This window comes from Tenacibaculum soleae (assembly GCF_001693415.1).
In the GTDB taxonomy this organism is placed as follows: Bacteria; Bacteroidota; Bacteroidia; order Flavobacteriales; family Flavobacteriaceae; genus Polaribacter; species Polaribacter soleae.
On the sequence record NZ_MAKX01000001.1, the window covers coordinates 659,574 to 684,122 of the forward strand.

Below are 24,549 nucleotides of genomic sequence, written 5' to 3' on the forward strand. Positions count from 1 at the left end.
TGAAAATAAAGTAAAAATAAGTACGCTTTTAAAGTTTATTTAATCTTTCTTTTAAGATTTCGATTACTTTTTTACTATTTCCGATAAAGATTTTATCTTCAACAATAAAAACTGGACGTTTTAAAAAGGTATACTCTTCTAAAATAAATTGTCGATAATCGGTTTCACTTAATGTTTGGTTTTTTAAATCGCGCTCTTTGTATAATTTGGCTCTCTTGTTAAATAAACTTTCGTAACTATCGGTTAATTTTCGCATTTCTTCTAATTGAGTAACAGTTACCGGAGTTGATTTTATTTCTTGTTTTTCAAATCCGTCAATATTTACTTCTTTCAATATACGTCGGCAGGTATCACAAGTTTGTAAAAAATATACTTTCTTCATAGTTTAATAATTATCTTTGGTCAATGCTAAAATAAGTAGAATAATGAACAAGCAATTTGAAATTTTAAAAAAATCGAGAGCATTAGTTCTTAAAAAAGTCGATAATTTATCAATAGAGCAATTACATACAATACCTGAAGGTTTTAAAAATAATATTGCATGGAATGTTGCTCATTTGGTAGTTACACAACAATTATTGAATTATAAATTATCAGGATTAAATTGTTTAGCTTCTGATGAGTTAATAGAAACCCATAAAAAAGGAACTTTACCAACAAAAACATTTACAGAGGAAGAGTTTGAAGAAGTAAAAGAACTATTAATAGGCTTGCCAGATACATTACAAGAAGATTATGAGGCTGGTATTTTTACCGAATTTAATGCATATGAAACAAGTCTTGGTTTTACGTTAGATTCTATTGAAACAGCAATTTCTTTTAATAATTTACATGAAGGAATTCATTTAGGAACTATAATGGCATTAACAAAATTGGTGTAATTACTATTTAATAAAACGAAAACTTTATTCCAATTATTGGAATAAAGTTTTTTTTAAAAAAATATACCAATAAGTATATTTTAGATATATTTGTTATATAATTTATTTTTGTGTCTAAATCAGAAAAAACAAAGGCTTTTATAATAGAAACAGTTGCTCCTATTTTTAATAAAAATGGGTATGCTGCTACGAGTTTATCAATAATAACAAAAGAAACTGGTTTAACAAAAGGTGCTGTTTATGGTCATTTTGAAAATAAAGAGAATTTAGCATCAGAAGCTTTTAAGTTTTCGGTAAGGAGAGTTTTAAAAGATTTAAATAAAGAGGTTAATAAAGGAGAAACTCCTTTAGCTATGTTATTAAACGTAGCTTCTTTTTATAAAAAATATTATCATTATAATAAACAATTTGGTGGTTGCCCTATTTTAAATATTGGGATAGATTCTGACAATCAAGATAATAATATATCTAAATTGGTTCAGTCGTACAATTATAAAATTTTAGATCGCTTCGCACACTTAATTGATATGGGTAAGGCTTCTAATGAAATAAAAGATTCAATTGATAGCATGTTGTACGCTAAACGTTTTTTTTACATGATAGAAGGTGCTGTGTATATGTCATACGTAATGAAAGATGATAGCTATCTTATTGATTTATCTGAAACAATCAGTCAAATTATAAAAGAACAATTAAAACGCTAACTATTTTTTTAATCAAAAATATACCAATCGGTATATTTTAATAAATATGAAATGTAATGGATTTACCAAAAATTTTAGAGAGTAAAACAAAAATAAGATTTCAAGATTGTGACCCTTTTAATCATTTAAATAATGCCGCTTATTTTGATTATCTTATCAATGCCAGAGAAGATCAGTTAATTGATAATTATGATTTAGATATTTATAAACACGGAAAAAAAACTGGCAAGAGTTGGGTGGTTGCAACACACCAAGTTGCTTATTTAAAGCCTGCAACTTTAATGGAAACAGTAATAATAGATTCTCAATTAATTAATTACGGTAGTAAAAATTTAATAGTTGAAATACGAATGTGGGATGAATCAAAAACAATACTTAAAGCAGTATTGTGGAGCTCATTTGTGTATTTTAATCTAGTAAAATTATGCTCTGAGAATCATACAGAAGATTTACTTGAATTATTTGAAAGTGTAGTTTTACCCCTTAAAGAAAAAAGCTTTGAAGAAAGAGTTGGGAACTTATGGTTTCAGAAAGTTTAAAGATAAAAAATCCGAAATTAAAAATTTCGGATTTTTATTTTTCATAAGACTGAGATGTAAAAAGTAACAGCGTTACTATTTAGCTTCTGCATATCTCTTTTCAACCTCGTTCCAGTTGATTACTTTAAAGAAAGCATCAATATAATCAGGACGACGGTTTTGGTAGTTTAAATAATAAGCATGTTCCCAAACATCTAATCCTAAAATTGGAGTTCCGCCACAAGTTACACCTGGCATTAATGGGTTATCTTGGTTTGGAGTAGAGCAAACCTCTACTTTACCACCAGGGTGTACACATAACCATGCCCATCCTGATCCGAATTGAGTAGCTGCGGCTTTAGAAAAAGCATCGATAAAAGCTTCTTTAGATCCAAATTCGGCTTCAATAGCATCTTTTAAATCTCCAGATAAATACCCTCTGTCTTCTGGGTTCATAACTGTCCAGAATAAAGAGTGATTGTAAAATCCACCTCCGTTATTACGAACAGCTCCGTTGCTCATATCTAAATTAGCAAGAATATCTTCGATAGATTTTCCTTCTAAATCTGTTCCTGCAACAGCAGCATTTAATTTAGTAGTATATCCGTTGTGGTGTTTACTATGGTGAATTTCCATAGTTCTTGCATCTATATTTGGTTCTAATGCATCATAAGCATATCCTAATTCTGGTAAGTTAAAAGCCATAATTGTATGTTTTTTAATAAGTTAATTATTCGTTTATGTAAGTGTAAATTTAATTCAAAAAAATAAGGCAAACAACTGTTTGCCTTATCGATAATTTATTTTGGTATAAATAAATGTTATGATATTAATAATTTTCGTCTTCAGGATACTTAGCCATAAAAGCTTCAGCTTTTTCAACCATCTTTTCACTACCGCAGAAAAAAGGTACTCTTTGGTGTAGTTCGGTAGGTGTTAAATCTAAAATTCTTTTATAACCATCAGTTGCTTTTCCTCCAGCTTGTTCGGCAATAAAAGCCATTGGGTTGCATTCGTATAATAAACGTAACTTTCCTTTAGGACCAATAGTACTTGTTGGGTACATGTAAATTCCGCCTTTAAACATATTTCTATGAAAGTCAGAAACTAACGAGCCGATATAGCGAGAAGTATAAGGTCTGTTTTCTTTTTCTTCTTGACAATATTTTAAATATTCTTTTACCCCTTGCGGAAAGTGGACGTAGTTCCCTTCGTTTATCGAATAAATATTTCCTTTTTCAGGAAATTTAATATTAGGGTGTGATAAGTAAAAAGTTCCGATTGCTGGGTTTAATGTAAATCCGTTTACTCCATTACCTGTTGTAAATACTAACATGGTTGAGGTACCATAGGCTACATAGCCTGCAGCAACCTGTTCGCTTCCTTTTTGTAAAAAATCTTCTTTAGTAACTGGAGTTCCGTCAGGAGAAATTCTACGATAAATAGAAAAAATAGTTCCTACTGAAATGTTTACATCAATGTTTGATGAACCATCTAAAGGATCCATTAGTAAAATATATTTATTATCGTTGGCCTTATTTTTTCCTTCAACAACCACAAAATCATCCTCTTCTTCACTAGCAATACCACAAACAATTTCTCTATTTATTAAGGTTTGCTTAAATAAATCGTTTGCTAAAACATCTAGTTTTTGTTGTGTTTCTCCTTGTACATTAACATCACCTGAAGCACCTGTAATATCAACTAAACCAGCTTTTCTTATTTCATGATTTACAACTTTAGCCGCTAAACGAATAGAATTTATTAAACGAGATAATTCACCCGACGAGTATTTAAAATCTTTTTGATTACCAATAATAAACTCTCCAAGAGTCATGTGCTTGTTGTTCATATTCGTTTTTGTGTTGTTTGTACAAAGATGCCAACTTTTTTACGTTTCTACAACGATTTCGTAGTTTAAAATTTTGAACAAAAAAATGCGATGTGTTTTAAATTTTAATTTACTTTATAGAAATTTATTAAAAATTATCTTTACACAAAATTTTATATAAATGAGTTTTATAATTAGACCTGGAGATAAAAAAGACGCCCAATCAATATTAAATTTAATAATTGAATTGGCTGTTTTTGAGAAAGAACCAAATGCTGTAAAAATAACAGTTGATGATTTAATAAATGATGGGTTTTCTGATGCACCTAAGTTTAAAACTTTTGTAGCTGAGGAAATTGACGGAACAATTATAGGAATGACCCTTTTTTATGAGCGTTATTCTACCTGGAAAGGTAAGGCAATTCATTTAGAGGATTTAATGGTTACTGAAGCAAAAAGAGGTATTGGTGCTGGAAAAAAATTATATGCTTCGGTAATGAAATATGCACACGAAAACAATTTTAAAAGAGTTGCTTGGGAAGTGTTAGATTGGAATATCAATGCAGTAGATTTTTATAAAAAAACTGGAGCTACAGTTTATGATGAATGGAGAGTTTGTCATATGAATGAAGAAAGCTTAACACAATTTTGTAATGAGAATATTTAAGTTTGGAGGCGCATCGGTAAAAGATGCAGCAAGTGTAAAAAACGTAGCAAAAGTGTTACAACATGAAGGGACGGATAATACATTGGTAGTAATTTCGGCAATGGGAAAAATGACCAATGCTTTTGAAAACATTGTAGACGCTTATTTTTATAAAAAAGATACTTTAAAAGAAGCAATAAGTCTTGTTGAAAATTTTCACAACAAAATGCTTCAAGATTTATTTGATGATACTCACGAGATATATCAAAAAGTAACTAATTTGTTAGGTAAGTTGAGTGGTTTTATGGCTCGAAACAAATCAGAAGAATACAATTATGTATATGATCAAATGGTTGGTTTCGGAGAACTTTTATCAACTACAATTGTTAGTGCATATTTAGCAAAAATAGGAGTAGCAAACCAATGGTTAGATGTAAGAGATTATATTAAAACAGATGTTAGTTATAGAGACGCGAAGATTAATTGGGAGTTAACCGAGCAAATAATTAAAGAGAGCATTGTTACTACTCAATTAAATATTACACAAGGTTTTTTAGGAGGCGCTGGTATAGAAAGTACAACTTTAGGAAGGGAAGGGTCTGATTATACAGCAGGAGTTTTTGCCTATTGTTTAAATGCAGATAGTGTTACTATTTGGAAAGATGTTGATGGTGTTTTAAATGCAGATCCACGTGTGTTTTCTGAAACCGAATTGTTAAACGAAATATCATATACAGAAGCTATAGAGATGGCTTTTTACGGAGCATCAGTAATACATCCTAAAACAATACAGCCTTTAGAGCAAAAAAACATTCCTTTATTTGTTCGTTCTTTTGAAGATTTATCAAACAAAGGAACCTGCGTAGGAAGAGGAAAAAAAATAACACCAGAGGTGCCGTGTTTTATCGTGAAGAAAAATCAAATATTGGTTTCAATTTCGGCAAAAGATTTTTCTTTTATGGTAGAGAGTAATATTAGCGATGTTTTTAAAAAATTAGATGAGCATAAGTTGAAAGTTAATTTAATTCAAAACTCTGCCATTAGTTTTTCGGTATGTATTGATGATAAATACAATAATTTTGATGCTTTTTATGACGCCTTAAAAACAAAGTTTACAATTAAGTCATACAAAGCTGTAACGCTTTATACCATTCGTCATTTTGATACGAAAGCAATCGAAGAAATTCGAAAAAAAGGAAAGTCAATTATTCGTCAAATAAACACTGAAACAGCTCAGTTGGTTATACAATAAATATGTACAATTGGTAATTTTCTGTTATATTTGCATTTGTGCCAAATTTAAATAAATGGGAATAGTTACATCAAAAGAAATTGCTAAAGTTATTGGAGTAGAAAAGTTCGGTGCTTTCGGAACTTTTACTGGTTGGATGTTGATGAAAATCTTACGCATTTCTGCGATTAACAAAATTTATAATAATAATAAAAACAAGTCTGATTTAGATTTTTTAAACGGCGTTTTAGATGATTGTAAAATTGAGTTTGAAATACCAGAAGAAGATTTAAAAAGAATACCAAAAGATGGTCCTTTTATTACTATTTCTAATCATCCGTTAGGAGGTATAGATGGTGTTTTATTATTAAAATTATTAATTGAAAAAAGAGCAGATTATAAAATAATAGCTAATTTTTTACTACATAGAGTTGAGCCTTTAAAACCTTATGTAATGCCTGTAAATCCTTTTGAAACAAGAAAGGATGCTAAATCGAGTGTTGCTGGTATTAAAAGTGCGTTAATGCATTTACGAGAAGGAAAACCATTAGGGATTTTTCCTGCAGGAGAAGTATCTACCTATCGAGATGGTAAGTTAATGGTTGATAAACCATGGGAAGAAGGAGCTGTACGTTTAATTAAAAAAGCAAAAGTACCTGTAATACCTATTTATTTTCATGCTAAAAATAGTCAGTTGTTTTATTTACTGTCTAAAATTAGTGGCACTCTACGTACTGCCAAACTTCCATCAGAAGTCATCTCTCAAAAAAATCGTGTTATAAAAGTAAGAATAGGAAAACCTATTTCGATAAAAGATCAAGAACAATATAAAGATGTTCCTTCTTTTTATGAGTTTATAAGAAAGAAAACATATATGTTGGCAAACCCTTTTGAGAAAACACCTCAAAAGATTTTATCAACTCAAAATTTAAAAATTTCTAAAAAAGCAAAAAAAATTACCCTTCAAAAAAGTCCTGATTTATTTATTAAAGAAGTTAATGACTTAAGAAATAAAGGAAGTAGGTTGTTAGAAAGTAAAAACTATGAAGTGTTTTTTGCAAATGCAAAAGAAATACCTAATATTTTACATGAAATTGGCCGTTTAAGAGAAATTACTTTTAGAGAGGTTGGTGAAGGAACGAATAAAGCGATTGATTTAGATAAATTTGACAAGTATTATCACCATTTATTTTTGTGGGATAATGTTAAAAATGAATTGGTTGGTGCTTATAGAATGGGGCTAGGAAAAGACATCTATAAAAAACATGGAATTAATGGATTTTATATCCATACCCTGTTTCGAATAGAGCCAGAGCTTTATACAATGATGCAAAATACCATTGAATTGGGGAGAGCATTTATAGCTAAAAGTTATCAGCAAAAACCAATGCCTTTATTTTTACTTTGGAAAGGAATTGTACATACTACATTACGCTATCCAGAATACAAATATTTAATGGGTGGAGTAAGTATTAGTAACCAATTTTCAGAATTTTCAAAATCGTTGATGATTGAGTTTATGAAATCTCATTATTATGATCCGTATGTAGCGCAGTATATTCATCCGAAGAAAGAATTTAAAGTAAGCCTTAAAGATGCCGACAAAGATTTTGTATTTGATGCTACCGAGGCAGATATGCAAAAGTTTGATAAAATTATTGACGAAATTGAACCAGGAGCATTGCGTATGCCTGTTTTAATTAAAAAATATGTTAAGCAAAATGCACGCTTGGTTGCTTTTAATGTTGACCCGAAGTTTAACAACGCAATAGATGGATTAATGTATATTAAGGTAGCAGAAATACCTGAGAGTACGGTAAAACCAGTAATGGAAGAGTTTCAGGCAGAATTAGAAAGACGTGCTACTGAAAATATGAATAAATAACAAATAAGCTATTAAATTTTGATTACAAGTAAATTTAACAACTTGTTGTTGTATAAGATTTGCATTATTTTAAATTTAGATTATCAGCTATTTTTTATTAAAAACATTATCATCTTGAAAATTAATTTAGAATTATAAATAAAGAGTAAAATAATAACGTTAATAAACAAAAAAGCATCGTAGGTTACTACGATGCTTTTTTGTTTTATATAGTGTAAATGGCTACTTAAATAACCTAAAAATATCATTTCCGTTGGCAAATAATAGTAAAACTATTAGTATGATAAACCCTGTTAGTTGTGCATATTCTAAAAATTTGTCTCCTGGTTTTTTACCAGTAATCATTTCCCATAAGGTAAATACTACGTGTCCACCATCTAAAGCAGGTATTGGTAATAAATTCATAAAACCTAACATGATTGATAAGAAAGCAGTAATGTTCCAAAAAGTTTGCCAGCTAAATTCTGAAGGGAAAATACTCCCTATAGAAATAAACCCTCCTAAACCTTTGTAAGCACCTGTACTTGGATTAAAAATCTTTTTCATTTGCTTAATGTAGTTTGTTAACGTAGTCCATGCTTTTGTAGTACCAGCAGGAATTGCTTCTCCAAAAGAATACGATTTTTCTGCCAAATTATAATAACCTAACTTTTCTAAATCGGTTAAAGAAACAGCGCCCCAAACAACCCCTAAATTACCATGTTCTGAAACTTTAACAGGAACATTTAAAACATCAGCACCTCTTTTTAAAGAAACCGTAATATCTTGTCCTTTTAGGTTGTGCAAAATAGGTTTCGCCTGATCGTAATATGAAATTTGTTGCCCGTTTATAGCAGTAATAATATCTTTAGCAACAATATTTGCTCCAGCATTTAATGAATCTTTTTGTAAGCCAGCAATTATAAAAGGGTACCTAGCAGTAATAAAAGCACCAGCATTTTTACCACGATCTACTAATTTTGAAATAAAATCGGTAGGAATTACTTTTTCAACAACAGTTCCATTTCTTTCAATAGTATAATTATTACCGTTGATAAACTCTAAAGGCAGTTCTCTAAATTTCTGAATCTTTTGACCGTCTATTGTAAGAATTTTATCTCCTGTTTGTAAACCTAAATCTTTACCTAATTGATCTTGTACCCAAACCCCATCTTTTAAGTTTTCATTCGGTAAAAATTTTTCACCGTAGGTATACATTAAACAAATGTATATAACAATACCTAAAACAAAATTTACAATAACACCACCTAGCATAATTATTAAACGCTGCCACGCTGGTTTAGAACGAAATTCCCATGGTTGTGGTGGTAATGCCATTTGTTCGGTATCCATACTTTCATCAATCATTCCTGATATTTTTACATATCCACCTAACGGAATCCATCCAATACCATAAACAGTATCGCCTATTTTTTTCTTAAATAAAGAAAATTTATAATCAAAAAATAAGTAGAACTTCTCTACCTTGGTTTTAAATAATTTTGCAGGAATAAAATGACCTAATTCGTGTAAAACAATTAAAAGCGATAAGCTTAAAATAAATTGTGATGCTTTTATTAAAATTTCCATAAAGGTGTATATCTAAATTTAAAAATCGAACAAATGTACGTTTTTCAGTAGAGCTGTAAAAGTTTGTGAGGTAGATGCGTATTGGTTTTAACAAACATTTTTAATGTTGGTAGACGTAAACCTTGTTTTTAGCCTTATTTTTGCATGAAAAAGATAAAAATGGATTTAAAATTCTTTAAAAAATCGAAAAGCACCTTACTTTTTATTGTAGTTTTTTGTGCAATAGGTATTCCTGTTTTTTATCATTTAGTAAAAGTAGAAGAAAAATTACCTATTTATAATCCTACAGATATCAACCCTAGATTGGTAGATATTTCGGTAAGAAATAAATCGAGAAATCATAAAATTGGGGCTTTTAAATTGATCAATCAAAACGGAAAAACAATTACAAATGCCGATTATAAAGATAAAATTTATATAGCTGATTTCTTTTTTACACGTTGTCAAACAATTTGTATTGTAATGGCGTATAACATGAACGAATTACAAGAGCATTATAAAGATGATGATGATATTATGTTTTTATCGCATTCAGTAACGCCTGTGATGGATAGTGTGCCTCAATTAAGAAAATATGCTGATGCTAAAGGTGTTATTGATGGTAAATGGAATGTTACTACAGGAGATAAAAAGCACATTTATAATTTAGCTCGTAAACATTATTTTGCTGTTTTAGATGAAGGTGATGGAGGAGATAATGATTGGGTTCATACTGAAAATTTTGTTTTAATTGATAAAAAAGGGCAAATTAGAGGTTCTTATGACGGAACAAAAAAGGAGAATATGCAAAAGATTATTGATGATATTACAATATTGAAAAAAGAATATTTAAAGTAATTTTCGTCGTCGCAATGAAATAAAAAAAAGACCATTAGAAATTAATCTAATGGTCTTTTTTTTATGGTATATAATTTTATGCTTTTATTTTATTTAAAATTAATAAGTCAATATCTTCATTCATCAATTTTAATTCATCAAGAGATTTGTTAAGCTCTTTTAAAATTAGATGTTTGGTGTCTTCGAATGATGATTTCATAGTTAAAAACATCGATTTGTAGTAATGAATACCTTCATTTAAATTTTTTGAAAAACTAACCAAGTATTTTTCTTGCTTTTTATTCATTTCAGATGTTGTTTCATCTATTTTGCTTTTTAAATAATTTAAGTATAAACCTAACTCTTTAACAAATACATTTGGTCTATCTATTCTTTCGATTACATTGTTTTTTCCATAGATGTGTCCTACCATTTCAGACAAAGAAGTTTCTTTTGAGTAGTAAGCCATATTGGGCCCAGGGCAAATAGAAACCCCCTCGCCTTCAACTTTTGTATCCATATCATTTACGACTAAAGCAGCAGTACCTAAGCCAACACAAATACAAGATTTATCAACAATATTAGCATATTCTTTTTTGTATTCAATGTCTGAAAGCGAAGCTTTCTTATCTTCTAATTGTTTAATTTTTAAATGTTGATATTGTCTAGAAGCTGTACATATTGTTTTCTCAGAAAATTCACCATCTAGGGCTAGAAATTTTTTAGGACAAGAACTTCCAGGTCTTCCCTTGGCTATAAAGGCCTTCTTTTGGATATCTTTTGTGTTACCTTTTAAGTTGTTAAAAGGTACACCTAACGGAGAAATATTACTTAAAAATAAATCTTTTTCTTTTGCCTTTTGTAATTGTTTTAACGTGTTGTTGTCAACAGTTGTTGCTTCAGGAACTAATAAGAATGGGCTTCCCCAACCAACAGAATCTAAACCATAATTGTTGATTAAAAACTCTTGTTCTTCAGCAGTTCCAACACCTCCTTGTGCGGTAACTTTTATGGCTAATGTTTTTGTAGGAATGCTTTTACCTTTTGCCTCTAAAGCGTTTACTAAAAGATCGTATACCGAATTTATTAATTCGTTTCTATTTTTTTTAAACTCCTCTAAAATAGGTCCCATTAAAAAACCTTCAGTTGCAAAAGCATGTCCACCACAGTTTAAGCCAGATTCAATTCTGTATTCAGAAACCCAAATACCTTTTTTAGCTAAAAATTTACCTTGAATTAAAGCAGAACGATAATCACTAACTTTAATCACTACTTTTTTCTTAATCACTCCATTTAAATCTGGGAAGAAATCATCAAATTTTTCTAAGTACGTAAATAAACGAGGATTCATACCTGCAGAAAATACCATTGATGAATTTAAGCTACTGTTTGCAAAGCCTCTTAAAGCAGCATGCGCATCGTTAAATTCAATTGGTAACATTTCTTTTTTGTTAGTAGGATTGTAGTTAACCTTATCTAACTTAGTCATGATATTAACATTAATATCGCCTAATGATAAATTATCACTTAACCACTTTTTAATTTCAGAAACATCGGTTATTTTATCAGTCAACTTTATAAAGTCTTGCTTTAAAGTTGAAGAATCTGGTAACATGCTAAAGTATTTTTTAAGCTCATTACTTTTTTCTATTGAAGCATTTTTGATGTTTTCTAGTTTTTTCTCTGCAACATCTTTTATTAGGTTTAAGTAAGAAGTAATTCTTTTAGCTCTAGAATCCTCTTCTTTAGCACCTATCTCTGTGTAGGGTAACTTGAATTTACTCGAATACATTTTGCGCATTTTTTCAAGTAATATATCATCACTTATAAAAATAACGGAGTCAATTCCGTACTGTGCAACTTTTATTGGTGTATCAATAGTAAACCCAATTCCCATTACCGGAATGTGAAATGAATGTCCTTTTTTCATTGTATATCTAAATTAAGAGGTAAAAATAATTAGATATAAATTTCGAAAAGCTAACTTAAATCATGTTTTAATCTAAAATAATATTTTCTGTTAAGTTGATTTAGGTGCTAAGGTGTTGGTTTTAAGAAGTAAAAAACACGTAGTAATTTACTTTCTTTCCCCTTCCTCATCAAAGTTTTTACTGATTTCTTGTTCTGTTTTAATAACAGAAACAGCTAAAGATAATAGCATAATTGCCATTGGTTGCCAACTTAAGTTTTTAGCAATATATGCTAGAAATAAAGTTGCAACAAACGAAATAGATGAATATTTTAAAAACTGTTTGGTGAAAAAGTTGTTCGCAAATTTCCAAATAGTTTCATTCTTTATTGTTTTGTTTGTACGGTAACCATAAATGAAATTTATTTTTTTTGGAGGGAAAAAATAAAAGATAAGACTAAATAAAAAAAGAAATCCGTTTACAGAAAGTACGTAATAGTATGGGTTCATTGTTTAGTTTTTAATTGAAGAAATAATACCTTTTAAAAGCGTGTTCATATCTGCGTTTTTGGTAAGTCCGGTACGAACTACCACTAAATTTTCATTTGGCAATATAAATACATTTTGCCCTTTATAGCCATTAAATGAATACATGTTTTTAGGTACATCAGGATATCTATTTCCTGCATTTAACCATATTTGAGCGCCGTACCAACCATCAGAACCTGGAGTTGGTGTTGTGGCATATTTTACCCAATCTTTATCAAAAAGATGCTCACCGTTCCACTCACCATTATGTAAGTACAGTAATCCTAATTTAGCCCAATCTCTTGCGGTAGCCCATCCGTATGATGAACCTACATAATTTCCATCCATATCAGTTTCAATAAGCATAGAGTTCATTCCTATTTTATCGATTAAGGCACTGTACCAGAAATCTAAATATTCTTGATGTGTATTAAATTGTTTACGTATAAGGCCCGAAATTAAATTGGTGGTTCCAGAAGAGTAGTTCCAAGTTTCGTTTGATTTTCCTATTAAAGGTTTGTTAACTTGAGTCTGTGTCATGTTTCTTTCAAGAAAAAGCATTTTGGTAACATCTGAAATGGTGTTGTAATCTTCTAACCATTCTAAGCCCGAATTCATTTGTAATAAATTATGAAGCGTAATGTTTTTTCGCTCATCATCTTTCCATTCATCAAATAAATTATCAGTTGTTACGTGCATTTTACCTTTGCATTGTAAAATACCAACAATGGTACTTGCAATACTTTTAGTCATAGACCAACCTAGTTGCTTTGAGTTTTTATCAAATCCTTCGCTATATTTTTCGGCAATAATTTGATCTTTATATATCACTAAAACCGATCTAGTTTTATTAACATCGTTAAAAATAGTGTTAATCGTTTCGTTTAGTTTTTTGTAATCAATATTTGCAAAAATAGTATCTTTTTGTTCTGCATTCCCGTATGGGAAAGGGGTAGTATTATCTGGTTTTGTACGTTTAGGAACCAAAGGTTTTTTATGAAAATCAAAATCATCATTAACTAAAACAGCTCCTAAACCTTCTCTGTAAACAGCTTTTCTTTTTAATAAACCGAATACTGAACCTGTTGCCGATTTTTCTTCCTCATTAATTTTGTCAGAAGTTAAGTTTATAGGCGAAAAATTATTGTCTTTTTTATCGGTAAAAGTTAAAGTTCTATCTGCAAGAAAAACTGATGAAGCTGTGTTTTTGGCAGAATAACCAGCGAGAATATTTAATTTCGAGTAGTTAAAGTAAAAAACAACAGCAAATAATATAATAATGAATAGGAGAATTCTTTTAAAAATTTTCATAAGAACAGTTTTAAGCAAATGTAAGAATTTAATTGATTGCTGTTTGTATTTAAAAAGCAAGCATTACCTTTGTTTAAAATTTGGTTTTTATGTTTGATATAGAAAAAATTAGAGCTGATTTTCCTATTCTTAATAGAAAAGTACACGGAAAAAATTTAGTGTATTTTGATAATGGAGCAACTTCGCAAACACCGCAAGTGGTGATTGACACAATTGTTGATTATTATGCTAATTATAACGCTAATATTCATAGAGGTGTACACACATTAAGTCAAGAAGCAACTGATAAGTATGAAGAAGCAAGGCTTAAAGTTCAAAAACACTTTAATGCCCAACATTCGTATGAGATTATTTTAACAGCAGGAACCACACACAGTATTAATATTGTTGCGTCAGGATTTGCAGCGATTTTAAAAGCAGGTGATGAGGTTATTGTTTCTTCTTTAGAGCATCATTCAAATATTGTTCCTTGGCAAATGCTTTGCGAAAAAACAGGAGCTATTTTAAAAGTAATTCCGATGGATGAAGATGGAGGCTTACGAATGGATGTGTATCATGAATTATTAAATGCAAAAACAAAACTAGTTTTTTGTAACCACGTATCAAACGCTTTAGGAACCATAAACCCGATAAAAGAAATTATTCACGCAGCACATAAATTTGGAGCTTATGTTTTAATTGATGGAGCACAAGCTGTACCACATTTAAAACCTGATGTTCAAGAATTAGACGCTGATTTTTATGTAGCTTCAGCGCACAAAATGTGTGGACCTACAGGTGTTGGTTTGTTATATGGAAAAGAAGAGTTGTTAAAATTATTACCACCGTATCAAGGTGGAGGTGAAATGATTGAAACCGTAACTTTTGAAAAAACAACCTATGCAGGGTTGCCTCATAAATTTGAAGCAGGAACCCCAAATATTTGTGGCGGAATTGCTTTTGGAGCAGCAATAGATTATATGAATACTATCGGTTTTGAAAGTATAGCAAAACAAGAAAACGAATTATTAGCATACGGAACACAGGAGTTAGAAAAAATAGAGGGATTAAGAATTTACGGAACAACCAATAAAGCATCTGTAATTTCTTTTAATATAGACGGAATTCATCCATACGATATTGGTTCTATCTTAGATAAACTAGGAGTAGCAGTTCGTACTGGTCATCATTGTGCACAACCTATTATGAATTTTTACTGTATTCCGGGTACTGTAAGAGCATCTTTTGCTTTTTATAATACCAAAGAAGAAATAGATGTTTTGGCAGCCGCTGTAAAAAAAGCAAAAATGATGTTGAGTTAAAAATAAAAAAGCATACAAACAAATGCCTTCTATTTTGTCAAATAGAAGGTTTTTTGCTTATTAAATGAAGCTTTTCTTAAGAAACTTTTTTACTTTTATCAAATGAATAACTTAAAAAATAGCACTTTTAAACTATTGTTAGTCGCAATGCTACTTTCGTTAAAAAGTTATGGTCAAATTAGTGAAAATAAAAAGATGAAATTAAACAAAATTGTTATTGCGCACCGTGGAGCATCAGGCTATTTACCAGAACATTCTATGGAGGCTAAAGCGATGGCTTATGCTATGAATCCTAATTTTATTGAGCAAGATTTGGTATTAAGTAAAGATAATGTGCCTATTGTTATTCATGATATTTATTTAGACGATGTTACCAATGTTGCTGAGGTATTTTCAGATAGGAAAAGAGTCGATAATCGTTATTATGTAATTGATTTTACATTTGAAGAGTTACAAAAGTTACAGGTAACTGAACGATTTGATACTAAAACAAGAGAACAGTTTTATCCCAAAAGATTTCCGAAAGGAAATGGGAATTTTAAATTACATTCTTTTCAACAAGAAATTGAATTGATACAAGGATTAAATTATAGTACCAAAAAAAATATAGGAATTTATCCAGAAATTAAAAATCCGGAGTTTCATCATAAAAACGGAAAAGATATTGCTAAAATCACCTTAGATATTCTTTCAAATTATGGTTATAAAACAAAAAGCGACAACTGTATTTTTCAATGTTTTGATGCAAAAGAGTTAGAAAGAGTTAGAGTTGAATTGCAATCAGATTTGTTTTTAGTGCAATTGATGGAGTTTCCTGAAGAAACGAAAGAACTAAAGCACTTTGCAACCTATGCAGATGGAATTGGGCCTTGGTACAAGCAAATTTTAAATGAAAAAATAAATGGTAAGTTTACATTTACAACGTTAGTTAGTGATGCTCATAAATTAGGATTAAAAGTGCATCCGTATACTTTTAGAGCAGATCAATTAGATGAATTTTCTTCATTTAATGAAATGATGGAAGTGTTATTTTTTGAAGCAAATATTGATGGAGGTTTTACAGATTTTCCTGATAAAATGGTGCAGTTTTTAGCTAAGAAGTAACCTCAATTAATTTTGTTCGGTAAGCTGATAGTAGTTTTGATTTAGAAATAAAGCCTAAATATTTACCATTTTTTATAACAGGTAAATTCCAGGCGGCACTTTCCTTAAATTTTTGCATTACTTTTTCAACAGAATCATCGTGTTGTATAATTGATGGAGCACTCCTCATAAAGGTTTCAACAGTTACTTTATCGTACATGTCACTATCAAACATAATAGGTCTAATATCATCTAATAAAACAATTCCTAAAAACTGTTTGTTTTTTTCAATTACCGGAAAAATATTTCTATTAGAATTAGAAACAGCTTTTTTTAGCATATCACCTAAAAACATTTCGGGGTGTACCGCTTTAAAGTTTGTTTCTATTAGTTTGTTAATGGTCATCATCATTAACACGTTTTTATCTTTATCATGCGTAATGAGCTCACCTCTTTTTGCTAATTCTACTGTGTAAATTGAGTTTGATATAAAGTATTTTGTAACAGCAAACGAAATTGCAGCTACTAACATTAACGGAACAAATAAATCATAACCGCCAGTAATTTCAGCAATTAAGAAAATAGCAGTTAAAGGAGCATGTAATACTCCTGCCATTAATCCCGTCATTCCTATTAAAGTAAAGTTAGATTCTGATACGCTACCGCCTAATTGATTAATTATTTTCGCTGATACGTTTCCTAAAGCGCTTCCCATAACTAAGGTGGGAATAAAGATTCCTCCAACGCCACCAGCAGCAAAGGTAGTTGTCATGGCAATAGCTTTAAATACTGTGATTAGTAATAGAAACATAATAACAATCCAAACATTTTCGAAATCTACATTGTAAGGAATGTCTTTTAAAGCAGCTAAGGTGTTTCCTTCTAATAAATTATTAATTAATCCGTAACCCTCACCATATAAGGGTGGAATTAAAAATAACATTAATCCAATTGCGACTCCACCAAAAATTAATTTATGAACCGATTTTTTAATACGTTTAAAAAAATTAGTAATTCGAAAATATATTTTTGAAAAATAGACAGATACTAAACCCGTAAAAAAACCTAATAAAACATAATAAAAAATATCCTTTATTTTAAAAGCATCTACTAATTCAAAACCTAGTAGCGCATCTTTTTCAAAAAAGAAATAAGAAGTAATTACAGCTGCAACAGAAGCTAGTAATAAAGGAACTAATGAAGCAAAGGCTAAATCTAGACTAAATATTTCTATAGCGAAAATAATAGCAGCAACGGGTGCTTTAAACATTGATGACATAGCTCCAGCAGTTGCACAACCAATTAAAAGCATTCTTGTTTTTCGGTTCATGTGAAATAGTTGCGATACTCTTGAGCCTAAAGCAGCTCCTGTACTTATTGCAGGGCCAAGTAAACCAACAGAACCTCCAAAACCAACTGTAATTGGTGCGGTAATTATTGAAGCATAAATTTTATATTTTTCTATAATTCCACTTCGTTTAGAGATAGCATGGAGTGTGGTAGAAATACCATGGCCAATTTCTTTTTTTAGAAATTTCTTTTTAATATAATAGACTAAAATTAATCCAATAATTGGGAAGATAAAATAGAGGTAATAATGAATGTCTTTAATAAATTTTCCTTCTAAAATAGTTTGAAAAAAGGAAGTCATGTTCTTTAAAAAGAGTGTTCCAATACCTGCTAAAAAACCAATTAAAACACTTAAAACGTATACAAACTGACGTTCAGAAATATGTTTATATCTCCAAATTAGTATTTTTTTAAATATGTTTTTAGGTTTAGGCATTCTTTAAATATAAGAAAAACACCTATTTCTAAATAGAGAAAAGGTGTTTAATGTTTGGTAATTGGTTAATTATTTCTCTTGATTACTAATATCTTTAACTAAACTTATAGCAAAATAAATAACTATAAAACTACCAAGAACAATACAAATCCACATAAATAATGTAGTTTCCCAAAAAGGTTTTTCTTCTTCCTTCTCTTTTTTCTTTTCAATCTTAGTAAAGTTTAAAATAGTAGCTTCTTCAACAGCAACTGTTTTATTTGATATAAAATTACCTAAATCGTAAGAAGGTTTAGAAAGTGTATTGTTAATTAGTACTTCATAATCTTGTTTTTGCTTTAAGCTGGTAATAAGATATATTGGCTTTTGTAATAGTTGTATATTTTCTATTGTTAAAGAAGGATTATCTTGATTATCAATTTCTATGATGAATTCTTTTTCATTTAAATTATCAAAAACAAAGGTGTTGTTGCTTTTTGAGTTTAACTGAAATTGAGAAATAACATGATTGTAAGTTTTTACACGCTTCTTTACTTTTCGAGTTTTCTTTACAATTAACTTTGCATTACGTAGAAAAAAAGCATCTGTAATTTTAAAAGAAATACTATTAATACGATGCTTGTTTGTAGCTGTAAACTTAAGTTGTGTAACTTTCTTTTCTTTTATACTAACGATTTCTTGCTTATAGTTTGATATTTTACTGAGGTTTTGAGTATAAAATTTACTCTCATAAATACCAGCATTTAAAATGTTGATAGGTAATGATTCTTTATCATTAAAATCAATACGTAAAAAAGTGTAAGTGTTTAGAGGAAAATGAATTGTTTTTTCTAAAAACACCTTTCCTGTTGCCGTTTTTTGAGGCTTATTTATATATGACAAACTTTTGTTAGAAACCAAGCCAAACCATTCCTTTCCGTCATCACTACCATAAACAGTATACCTTTTTGTGATTTTTGTATTTGCTATTTGTAGTGTAATATAATCTTGTATTTTTCTCGTTTTATTTTCGAGAAGAATAGAAGTGATAGAGTCTTTTAATACTTTTTTAGAAGCAATTTTAATTGGTTTAAAAGTAGAAAACTTCTTGTCGTTATTATAAATTAAAACATAAGGAACTTCATTTTTTTGAACATCCTTAATTCTTAAAAAGTTAAAGTTTTCGTTACATGATGAACGTACTTCTTGCGGAACTATTATTTTATGCAATCCATCTTCTTCAATTACGCTAAGTGTACCTTTATAGTTTTGACTAAAACTAGTTAAAACTATAAAGAAGGCTATTAAAAAGTTATATTTATTCATCATTATTTTCTTTTTCGGATACTTCATCAACTACTAATTTTTTAATTTTTTGATACACAAAGGAAATAACTAAAATTAAGACCCCAAGTAATATAAAGGCAACAATTTTTCCTGTTTCTGAAACATTTTTAATATCGTAAACAAACAATTTTACAATGGTTAAACCAAGTAACGAAAGTGCTATTACTCGTAATACCTTCCACTGTCTTTTTATTCCAATAATTAAAAAAATAAAAGAAAATATTCCCCAAAGTATCGGGTAACCTATTTTAATAATTTGTGCTTTGGTTTCTTTTATTTCGTTTTTTATGAATTTTTTCTTTGTGTAGAAATTGTTTTCTGTTTCTGGGAATTTTTCAGCCAATTCTGTTACATCAACAGTGTTTGAAATATATAAACCATGAATCATTATTTCATTACTTAATGTGTACACAATTGCAAAAACAAATAACCACGGTAGCCACTTGCTTTTTGTTGGGCTTATATTAAATACTGCTTTTGTTTTTTTAAATAATTGATACCCAAAATACACTAAACACCCTAAAATAATATAGTGGAAATAAAAAGCATATTTAGTGCTTGTGTTTCTAGCAAAATTTTCAATCATTTCATTCGCAGGATATTTGTAAAATGAAAGAATGTATAACAGTATAGAAATACTAGCGATTGATAATGTTAGTTTTAAAATACTTTTCTTTTTAAAGAATAATGCTAGGTAGAGTATAAAAGCAGCAAAAATAAAGTGATAGGTTACCGAAAAAGAGCGTATAGAAAATTTATTCTCTAAGAATTGCCCTGCTTGATAATTAGTTTCTAAAATTCCTGTAAAATACGTTATAATAATTGCAATTATTAAAAGAGCTGCTTTGTAAAACGTAAGGTTTAGTTTAAACGATTTTGTAGCAATACTCTTTTCTTTATTTAATAGCCAATAGGTTAAGAAAAGAGAGATACTTACTACAAAGCCTGCAATAAATAATGGGTTAAAAATTACAGTCAGTTCTTTCGAATAGCTGTATTTTTCCCAATCTAGTAGTAAACTAATAAGCGTTAATACTTGTACAATGATGGCACCAACTTTAAAAGAATTTATCTTTGATTTTTGTGATAGCCAGAATAATAATACAACTTCTGCTGCCCAAAATAATGTTATATGATTTCCTTCAAATTGGATAGGAATGGTAAGGGTAACAAAGGTAAGAGCCAAACCAATTAAAAGGTAGATCGCATTTTTATCTAAACCGAATTTTTTATATAAAATTGTAGCATATCCTAAGTTATAAATCGCTAATAATAAAGTAAATAATCCGGTAAGGTTTGAATTTAAATCTTCAAGAATAATGATTCCGATTCCGAAAAAAATAAAGGTGTTTGCAATTAAAATAAGGTATTCTATTACCGAGAAAACACCTTTGTTTTTAAGATTGTTTAAAACGACGATAATGCTAAAAATAAAATAAAATAGCGTTGCAAATACTAAGGCTCCTGTATGTGAAAATGAAGGCTCACCTATTTTTATGGCACACCAACTTGTAAATAAAAGGGTTGTAAAAATAAAGGCTAAAATGGTGGATACTTTCCACTTTTTAAAATACGAAATTCCTAAAATACCAATATTTAAAATAGCAATGTAAGTAAATAAAACAATGTAACTTCCTTCGCCAGTACTTAGCATAAAAGGCGCTGCAAAACCACCAATTAACGATAAAACGGCTAATTCTTGACGATTGTAAGAAACCGATACCAAAGTGCTAAAAGCCGTAATTAGTGACATAATTACAAAGGCAATAGTTTGACTAAAAAGCTGGTATTCGTGAAATGCAATGTAAATAGTAAAATAAAAGATACTAATAGCACCCGCAACTAAAACTGAGCTAAAAGAAGCATAGTTTTTCTTTAATTTATGAGCAATGGCCATCACAAGTGAACCACATAAAATACCAATACCCACTCTTGCAGGTTCGTTTATCCAATCTTTATCAATCGCATATTTAACAAAGAAACTAATACCTAATACTAAAATTAAAATTCCGAGTTTATTAATTAAGTTTTCACCTATAAACTTTTCTAAATCAGGATTTTTCTCTTTAAACTTTTTGATCCAAGATTTTTTTGGCGCTGTTTTAACTTTTTGTTTTACAACTTGTTTTTGAGTTTTCGTTAGCGCTGGTTTTTGTGGAATACCAACAGCTGGTTGTATTGTTTTTTGGATGTTTTTTTCGGGAACAATAGAAGTATGTTTTACTTCCTTAGTCGGTTCTTGTTTTACAGGTTCTTTGGCTACAACAACAGTTTCTTTTGTTTCGGAAGCTGTTCTTTTTGAGAGTACTTCATTTTGTAAAAAACGAAGTCTTTTTTTTAAATCTTCAATAGTTAAGTTCTGCTCTTTAAACTTGTTGTTTATATTTCTGTTAAGAAAATAGAAACACAAAATGAGTGTTATAAATAAAAAACCTTCCATAGAATTTCTTTTTGAATTTTTATATCAAATGTAAACTTTTAAAATGATACTGATAATTGTGTCTTCTTTAAAAGAAAAAAACCTCAATCTAACATAGATTGAGGTTTTTTTTATCATGAAAAGCTAAAATAGATTTAGCTTGATGTTTTAGTTTTAAAACAAGTATTTTAGTTGTCTTCTTGCAGGTCTAACTGAATACTTAAGTCTTTTAATTGCTGATTATCGATAGTTGCCGGAGCATCAATCATTACATCACGGCCTGAATTGTTTTTAGGGAACGCAATAAAATCACGAATGGTTTCTTGCCCACCTAAAATAGCAACCAATCTATCTAAACCAAACGCTAAACCTCCATGTGGTGGTGCTCCGTATTCAAAAGCGTCCATTAAGAAACCAAATTGTTCTTTAGCTTCTTCTTCAGTAAAGCCTAAATGTTTAAACATAATGGCTTGTGTTTCTTTATCGTGAATACGAATAGAACCTCCACCAATTTCGTTACCGTTTAATACTAAATCATATGCATTTGCTTTTACAGCCCCTGGATTGGTATCTAACAACTCTAATTGCCCTGGTTTTGGTGATGTAAACGGGTGGTGCATTGCGTGGTAATGACCTGTTTCTTCGTCTAATTCTAACAACGGAAAGTCAATTACCCAAAGAGGAGCAAATACCTTAGGATCTCTTAAACCTAAACGCTCTGCCATTTCCATACGTAAAGCAGATAGCTGTCCACGTACTTTAGTGGTATTTCCTGATAAAATACAGATTAAATCACCAGCTTTAGCGCCAGTTTTTTCAGCCCATTTTGCTAAATCTTCTTGGTCATAAAATTTATCTACAGACGATTTAAAAGTACCATCTTCATTACATTTTACATATACCATTCCTAAAGCTCCAACTTGCGGACGGCGTACCCAATCAATTAACTTATCTATTTCTTTTCTTGTATATGATGCAGCACCAGGAACCGCGATTCCTACTACTAATTCTGCATCGTTAAATACCTTAAATTCTTTTTGTTGTGCAACGTCGTTTAACTCGCCAAACTCCATTCCGAAACGGATATCTGGTTTGTCATTTCCATATAAACGCATGGCGTCATCAAACAACATTCTAGGAAACTTATCTACTTCAACACCATTGATTTCTTTTAGTAAATGACGTGTTAATCCTTCAAAAATATTTAAAATATCTTCTTGCTCAACAAATGCCATTTCACAGTCAATTTGTGTGAATTCTGGTTGACGATCGGCACGTAAATCTTCATCTCTAAAACACTTTACAATCTGAAAGTATTTATCCATTCCACCAACCATTAATAGTTGTTTGAATGTTTGAGGCGATTGTGGTAATGCGTAAAACTGACCTGCATTCATACGCGAAGGCACTAAAAAGTCTCTTGCGCCTTCAGGAGTTGACTTGATTAAATATGGTGTTTCAACATCAATAAACCCTTTGTCAGATAAATACTTACGTACTTCCATTGATACTTTAGAACGGAAGATTAAGCTATCTTTTACAGGATTACGACGAATATCTAAATAACGATATTTCATTCTGATATCTTCACCACCATCCGTTTCATCTTCAATGGTAAAAGGTGGTAATTTAGCTTCGTTTAATATTTCTAAACTGGTAACTAATAATTCTACTTCACCGGTAGGAATGTTTTTGTTTTTAGATTCGCGTTCAATAACGGTACCTGTAACCTGAACAACAAACTCACGTCCTAACGTTTTGGCTTTTTCCATTAAATCTTTAGAGGTACGTTCTTCGTCAAAAATTAGCTGTGTAATTCCGTAACGATCGCGTAAATCTACCCAAATCATAAAACCTTTATCACGTGATTTTTGAACCCAACCAGAAAGGGTTACTTCAGTATTAATGTGCGAAGCTCTTAATTCGCCACAAGTATGCGTTCTGTACATTTATTGAAATTTAGATTTGCAAATTTAACGATAATTGTTAGTATGTAAAAAATTACTATTATTTAGTTTTTTAAGTTTTTCTATTGTTTTTTTGTGATAGATTACTGGGTATAAAAGATCGCATTGAGTCCGTCAATCTGAATTTGTTTTAGATCCTTATACTGATTTTTGCGAAGTGTTGCGATGCTGAAAAAATTCAGCATGACGATAGAAGTATGGTTTGTAACTAATACTACATAAACAGACTTGGTTTTGATTGCAGCATTTGAATTACTTTGTATAAAAGTGATTGGTTTTGTAATTATTATAATAAAAAGATACGAAAATGACTATTAAAGAATTTGTAACCAAGTTAAAAGAAAACCCTAAACAGCTTATTTTTTCAGAAACGATGAGTGTTATTGAAAATAACTATGTTTTTACGCCAACAGCTTTTAAAAATGGTGATTTGCAAAATAGTGATGCTGAAAATTTGGGCTCGTGTAAAGTGTTTTCTTTTGCTGTAAAACAACAGCTAACGAAGGAAGAAACCTTGGCTTGTTTTGGGCAATATTATTTTATTGATGTTTTAGAAAACCCGAATGGAACCGATCATCAAAATATTAGAAATTTTATGAATACTGGCTTTGAAGGATTGGTTTTTGAAGATGAAACGTTGGTGGAGAAAGTATAGTCTCATAACATGATTTTCTTTTTTTGTTTAAAACAATAACAAACCTGTCAACCTGAATTTATTTCAGATTTTCACCTTGATTCGTAAAAGTGATGCGATGCTGAAATAAATTCAGCATGACGTTTTTTAGTTGTTGATTTAGTTGATAGTAATTGAAATAAGAATAAATTACCAAATTCAATA

The 24,549-nt window shown here is 30.0% G+C and carries 21 protein-coding genes; 10 read left to right on the forward strand and 11 right to left on the reverse strand.

Features of this window, described 5'->3' with window-relative positions; genetic code table 11:
• Window positions 1-28: 28 nt before the first annotated feature.
• Window positions 29-382, reverse strand: a complete 354-nt coding sequence (locus BA195_RS02960) for an arsenate reductase family protein (protein WP_068702279.1) — start codon at window positions 380-382, stop codon at window positions 29-31.
• A gap of 43 nt (window positions 383-425) precedes the next feature.
• Between BA195_RS02960 and BA195_RS02965 the strand changes: the two genes are divergently transcribed.
• The 3 genes from BA195_RS02965 (at window position 426) to BA195_RS02975 (ending at window position 2,124) form a co-directional block, all read left to right on the forward strand.
• On the forward strand, window positions 426-881 hold the full coding sequence (locus tag BA195_RS02965) for a DinB family protein (protein ID WP_068702282.1): 456 nt from the start codon (window positions 426-428) through the stop codon (window positions 879-881).
• A 110-nt stretch (window positions 882-991) separates the two neighbouring features.
• Window positions 992-1,585 carry a TetR/AcrR family transcriptional regulator gene (locus tag BA195_RS02970; RefSeq protein ID WP_068702284.1) on the forward strand — a complete coding sequence of 198 codons (594 nt, stop codon included), beginning with the start codon at window positions 992-994 and terminating at the stop codon, window positions 1,583-1,585.
• 56 nt (window positions 1,586-1,641) lie between these two features.
• The gene (locus BA195_RS02975; RefSeq protein WP_068702286.1) at window positions 1,642-2,124 is read left to right on the forward strand and encodes an acyl-CoA thioesterase; all 483 of its coding nucleotides are present in this window, start codon (window positions 1,642-1,644) and stop codon (window positions 2,122-2,124) included.
• A 75-nt stretch (window positions 2,125-2,199) separates the two neighbouring features.
• On the opposite strand, the gene BA195_RS02980 is transcribed toward BA195_RS02975, so the two are convergent.
• Both BA195_RS02980 and fbp read right to left on the reverse strand, forming a co-directional pair.
• Complete coding sequence (locus BA195_RS02980) at window positions 2,200-2,808, reverse strand: superoxide dismutase (RefSeq protein WP_068702288.1); 609 nt, start codon at window positions 2,806-2,808, stop codon at window positions 2,200-2,202.
• 124 nt (window positions 2,809-2,932) lie between these two features.
• Window positions 2,933-3,955 carry a class 1 fructose-bisphosphatase gene (gene fbp, locus BA195_RS02985; protein ID WP_068702290.1) on the reverse strand — a complete coding sequence of 341 codons (1,023 nt, stop codon included), beginning with the start codon at window positions 3,953-3,955 and terminating at the stop codon, window positions 2,933-2,935.
• 160 nt (window positions 3,956-4,115) lie between these two features.
• Between fbp and BA195_RS02990 the strand changes: the two genes are divergently transcribed.
• The 3 genes from BA195_RS02990 to BA195_RS03000 are packed head-to-tail and all read left to right on the forward strand — an operon-like array spanning window position 4,116 to window position 7,696.
• A complete protein-coding gene (locus BA195_RS02990) occupies window positions 4,116-4,601 on the forward strand; it encodes a GNAT family N-acetyltransferase (protein ID WP_068702292.1) in 486 nt (161 codons plus the stop codon).
• Window positions 4,588-5,832 (forward strand): aspartate kinase, encoded by a 1,245-nt coding sequence (locus BA195_RS02995; RefSeq protein WP_068702294.1) that lies wholly within the window; start codon window positions 4,588-4,590, stop codon window positions 5,830-5,832. Before BA195_RS02990 ends, BA195_RS02995 begins: the two co-directional genes overlap by 14 nt.
• A gap of 55 nt (window positions 5,833-5,887) precedes the next feature.
• Complete coding sequence (locus BA195_RS03000) at window positions 5,888-7,696, forward strand: GNAT family N-acyltransferase (RefSeq protein WP_068702296.1); 1,809 nt, start codon at window positions 5,888-5,890, stop codon at window positions 7,694-7,696.
• Window positions 7,697-7,918: 222 nt separating this feature from the next.
• Here the strand turns inward: BA195_RS03000 and rseP are convergent, their stop codons facing one another.
• Window positions 7,919-9,265 carry an RIP metalloprotease RseP gene (gene rseP, locus BA195_RS03005; protein WP_068702298.1) on the reverse strand — a complete coding sequence of 449 codons (1,347 nt, stop codon included), beginning with the start codon at window positions 9,263-9,265 and terminating at the stop codon, window positions 7,919-7,921.
• A 159-nt stretch (window positions 9,266-9,424) separates the two neighbouring features.
• Between rseP and BA195_RS03010 the strand changes: the two genes are divergently transcribed.
• Window positions 9,425-10,102 carry an SCO family protein gene (locus tag BA195_RS03010; protein WP_068702299.1) on the forward strand — a complete coding sequence of 226 codons (678 nt, stop codon included), beginning with the start codon at window positions 9,425-9,427 and terminating at the stop codon, window positions 10,100-10,102.
• A gap of 76 nt (window positions 10,103-10,178) precedes the next feature.
• Here the strand turns inward: BA195_RS03010 and BA195_RS03015 are convergent, their stop codons facing one another.
• The 3 genes from BA195_RS03015 to BA195_RS03025 all read right to left on the reverse strand — a co-directional run bounded on the left by BA195_RS03015 (window position 10,179) and on the right by BA195_RS03025 (window position 13,829).
• Window positions 10,179-12,011 (reverse strand): hypothetical protein, encoded by a 1,833-nt coding sequence (locus BA195_RS03015; RefSeq protein ID WP_068702301.1) that lies wholly within the window; start codon window positions 12,009-12,011, stop codon window positions 10,179-10,181.
• A gap of 147 nt (window positions 12,012-12,158) precedes the next feature.
• A complete protein-coding gene (locus tag BA195_RS03020) occupies window positions 12,159-12,500 on the reverse strand; it encodes an SdpI family protein (RefSeq protein WP_068702303.1) in 342 nt (113 codons plus the stop codon).
• Between the two features lie 3 nt (window positions 12,501-12,503).
• Window positions 12,504-13,829: a serine hydrolase domain-containing protein gene (locus BA195_RS03025; RefSeq protein WP_068702305.1), complete on the reverse strand. Its 1,326-nt coding sequence runs from the start codon at window positions 13,827-13,829 to the stop codon at window positions 12,504-12,506.
• A gap of 89 nt (window positions 13,830-13,918) precedes the next feature.
• On the opposite strand from BA195_RS03025, the gene BA195_RS03030 reads away from it, so the two are divergent.
• Both BA195_RS03030 and glpQ read left to right on the forward strand, forming a co-directional pair.
• Window positions 13,919-15,130, forward strand: a complete 1,212-nt coding sequence (locus BA195_RS03030; protein ID WP_068702308.1) for an aminotransferase class V-fold PLP-dependent enzyme — start codon at window positions 13,919-13,921, stop codon at window positions 15,128-15,130.
• Between the two features lie 102 nt (window positions 15,131-15,232).
• Complete coding sequence (glpQ, locus tag BA195_RS03035) at window positions 15,233-16,234, forward strand: glycerophosphodiester phosphodiesterase (protein WP_068702310.1); 1,002 nt, start codon at window positions 15,233-15,235, stop codon at window positions 16,232-16,234.
• Here glpQ and BA195_RS03040 read toward each other — a convergent pair.
• From BA195_RS03040 to aspS, 4 genes are all read right to left on the reverse strand, one after another.
• Window positions 16,224-17,999, reverse strand: coding sequence for a chloride channel protein (locus tag BA195_RS03040; RefSeq protein WP_068702312.1), 1,776 nt, complete (start codon window positions 17,997-17,999; stop codon window positions 16,224-16,226). The genes glpQ and BA195_RS03040 overlap by 11 nt on opposite strands.
• Before the next feature lie 69 nt (window positions 18,000-18,068).
• Window positions 18,069-19,307 (reverse strand): hypothetical protein, encoded by a 1,239-nt coding sequence (locus BA195_RS03045; protein WP_176714946.1) that lies wholly within the window; start codon window positions 19,305-19,307, stop codon window positions 18,069-18,071.
• Window positions 19,297-21,765 (reverse strand): DUF2339 domain-containing protein, encoded by a 2,469-nt coding sequence (locus BA195_RS03050; RefSeq protein WP_068702316.1) that lies wholly within the window; start codon window positions 21,763-21,765, stop codon window positions 19,297-19,299. Before BA195_RS03050 ends, BA195_RS03045 begins: the two co-directional genes overlap by 11 nt.
• Before the next feature lie 167 nt (window positions 21,766-21,932).
• On the reverse strand, window positions 21,933-23,693 hold the full coding sequence (gene aspS / locus BA195_RS03055; protein WP_068702318.1) for an aspartate--tRNA ligase: 1,761 nt from the start codon (window positions 23,691-23,693) through the stop codon (window positions 21,933-21,935).
• A gap of 325 nt (window positions 23,694-24,018) precedes the next feature.
• On the opposite strand from aspS, the gene BA195_RS03060 reads away from it, so the two are divergent.
• A complete protein-coding gene (locus BA195_RS03060) occupies window positions 24,019-24,366 on the forward strand; it encodes a HopJ type III effector protein (RefSeq protein ID WP_068702320.1) in 348 nt (115 codons plus the stop codon).
• The last annotated feature ends 183 nt before the right edge of the window (window positions 24,367-24,549 follow it).

Bases quoted from the DNA above. Each gene is read 5' to 3' on its own strand.
- BA195_RS03060 (WP_068702320.1), top strand. From the start codon at position 24,019: ATGACTATTAAAGAATTTGTAACCAAGTTAAAAGAAAACCCTAAACAG.
- BA195_RS03010 (WP_068702299.1), top strand. From the start codon at position 9,425: ATGGATTTAAAATTCTTTAAAAAATCGAAAAGCACCTTACTTTTTATT.
- BA195_RS02995 (WP_068702294.1), top strand. From the start codon at position 4,588: ATGAGAATATTTAAGTTTGGAGGCGCATCGGTAAAAGATGCAGCAAGT.
- BA195_RS03045 (WP_176714946.1), bottom strand. From the start codon at position 19,307: ATGATGAATAAATATAACTTTTTAATAGCCTTCTTTATAGTTTTAACT.
- BA195_RS02960 (WP_068702279.1), bottom strand. From the start codon at position 382: ATGAAGAAAGTATATTTTTTACAAACTTGTGATACCTGCCGACGTATA.
- fbp (WP_068702290.1), bottom strand. From the start codon at position 3,955: ATGAACAACAAGCACATGACTCTTGGAGAGTTTATTATTGGTAATCAA.
- BA195_RS02980 (WP_068702288.1), bottom strand. From the start codon at position 2,808: ATGGCTTTTAACTTACCAGAATTAGGATATGCTTATGATGCATTAGAA.
- BA195_RS03015 (WP_068702301.1), bottom strand. From the start codon at position 12,011: ATGAAAAAAGGACATTCATTTCACATTCCGGTAATGGGAATTGGGTTT.
- rseP (WP_068702298.1), bottom strand. From the start codon at position 9,265: ATGGAAATTTTAATAAAAGCATCACAATTTATTTTAAGCTTATCGCTT.
- glpQ (WP_068702310.1), top strand. From the start codon at position 15,233: ATGAATAACTTAAAAAATAGCACTTTTAAACTATTGTTAGTCGCAATG.
- BA195_RS03025 (WP_068702305.1), bottom strand. From the start codon at position 13,829: ATGAAAATTTTTAAAAGAATTCTCCTATTCATTATTATATTATTTGCT.
- BA195_RS03020 (WP_068702303.1), bottom strand. From the start codon at position 12,500: ATGAACCCATACTATTACGTACTTTCTGTAAACGGATTTCTTTTTTTA.
- aspS (WP_068702318.1), bottom strand. From the start codon at position 23,693: ATGTACAGAACGCATACTTGTGGCGAATTAAGAGCTTCGCACATTAAT.
- BA195_RS03030 (WP_068702308.1), top strand. From the start codon at position 13,919: ATGTTTGATATAGAAAAAATTAGAGCTGATTTTCCTATTCTTAATAGA.
- BA195_RS03040 (WP_068702312.1), bottom strand. From the start codon at position 17,999: ATGCCTAAACCTAAAAACATATTTAAAAAAATACTAATTTGGAGATAT.
- BA195_RS03050 (WP_068702316.1), bottom strand. From the start codon at position 21,765: ATGGAAGGTTTTTTATTTATAACACTCATTTTGTGTTTCTATTTTCTT.
- BA195_RS02990 (WP_068702292.1), top strand. From the start codon at position 4,116: ATGAGTTTTATAATTAGACCTGGAGATAAAAAAGACGCCCAATCAATA.
- BA195_RS02965 (WP_068702282.1), top strand. From the start codon at position 426: ATGAACAAGCAATTTGAAATTTTAAAAAAATCGAGAGCATTAGTTCTT.
- BA195_RS02975 (WP_068702286.1), top strand. From the start codon at position 1,642: ATGGATTTACCAAAAATTTTAGAGAGTAAAACAAAAATAAGATTTCAA.
- BA195_RS03000 (WP_068702296.1), top strand. From the start codon at position 5,888: ATGGGAATAGTTACATCAAAAGAAATTGCTAAAGTTATTGGAGTAGAA.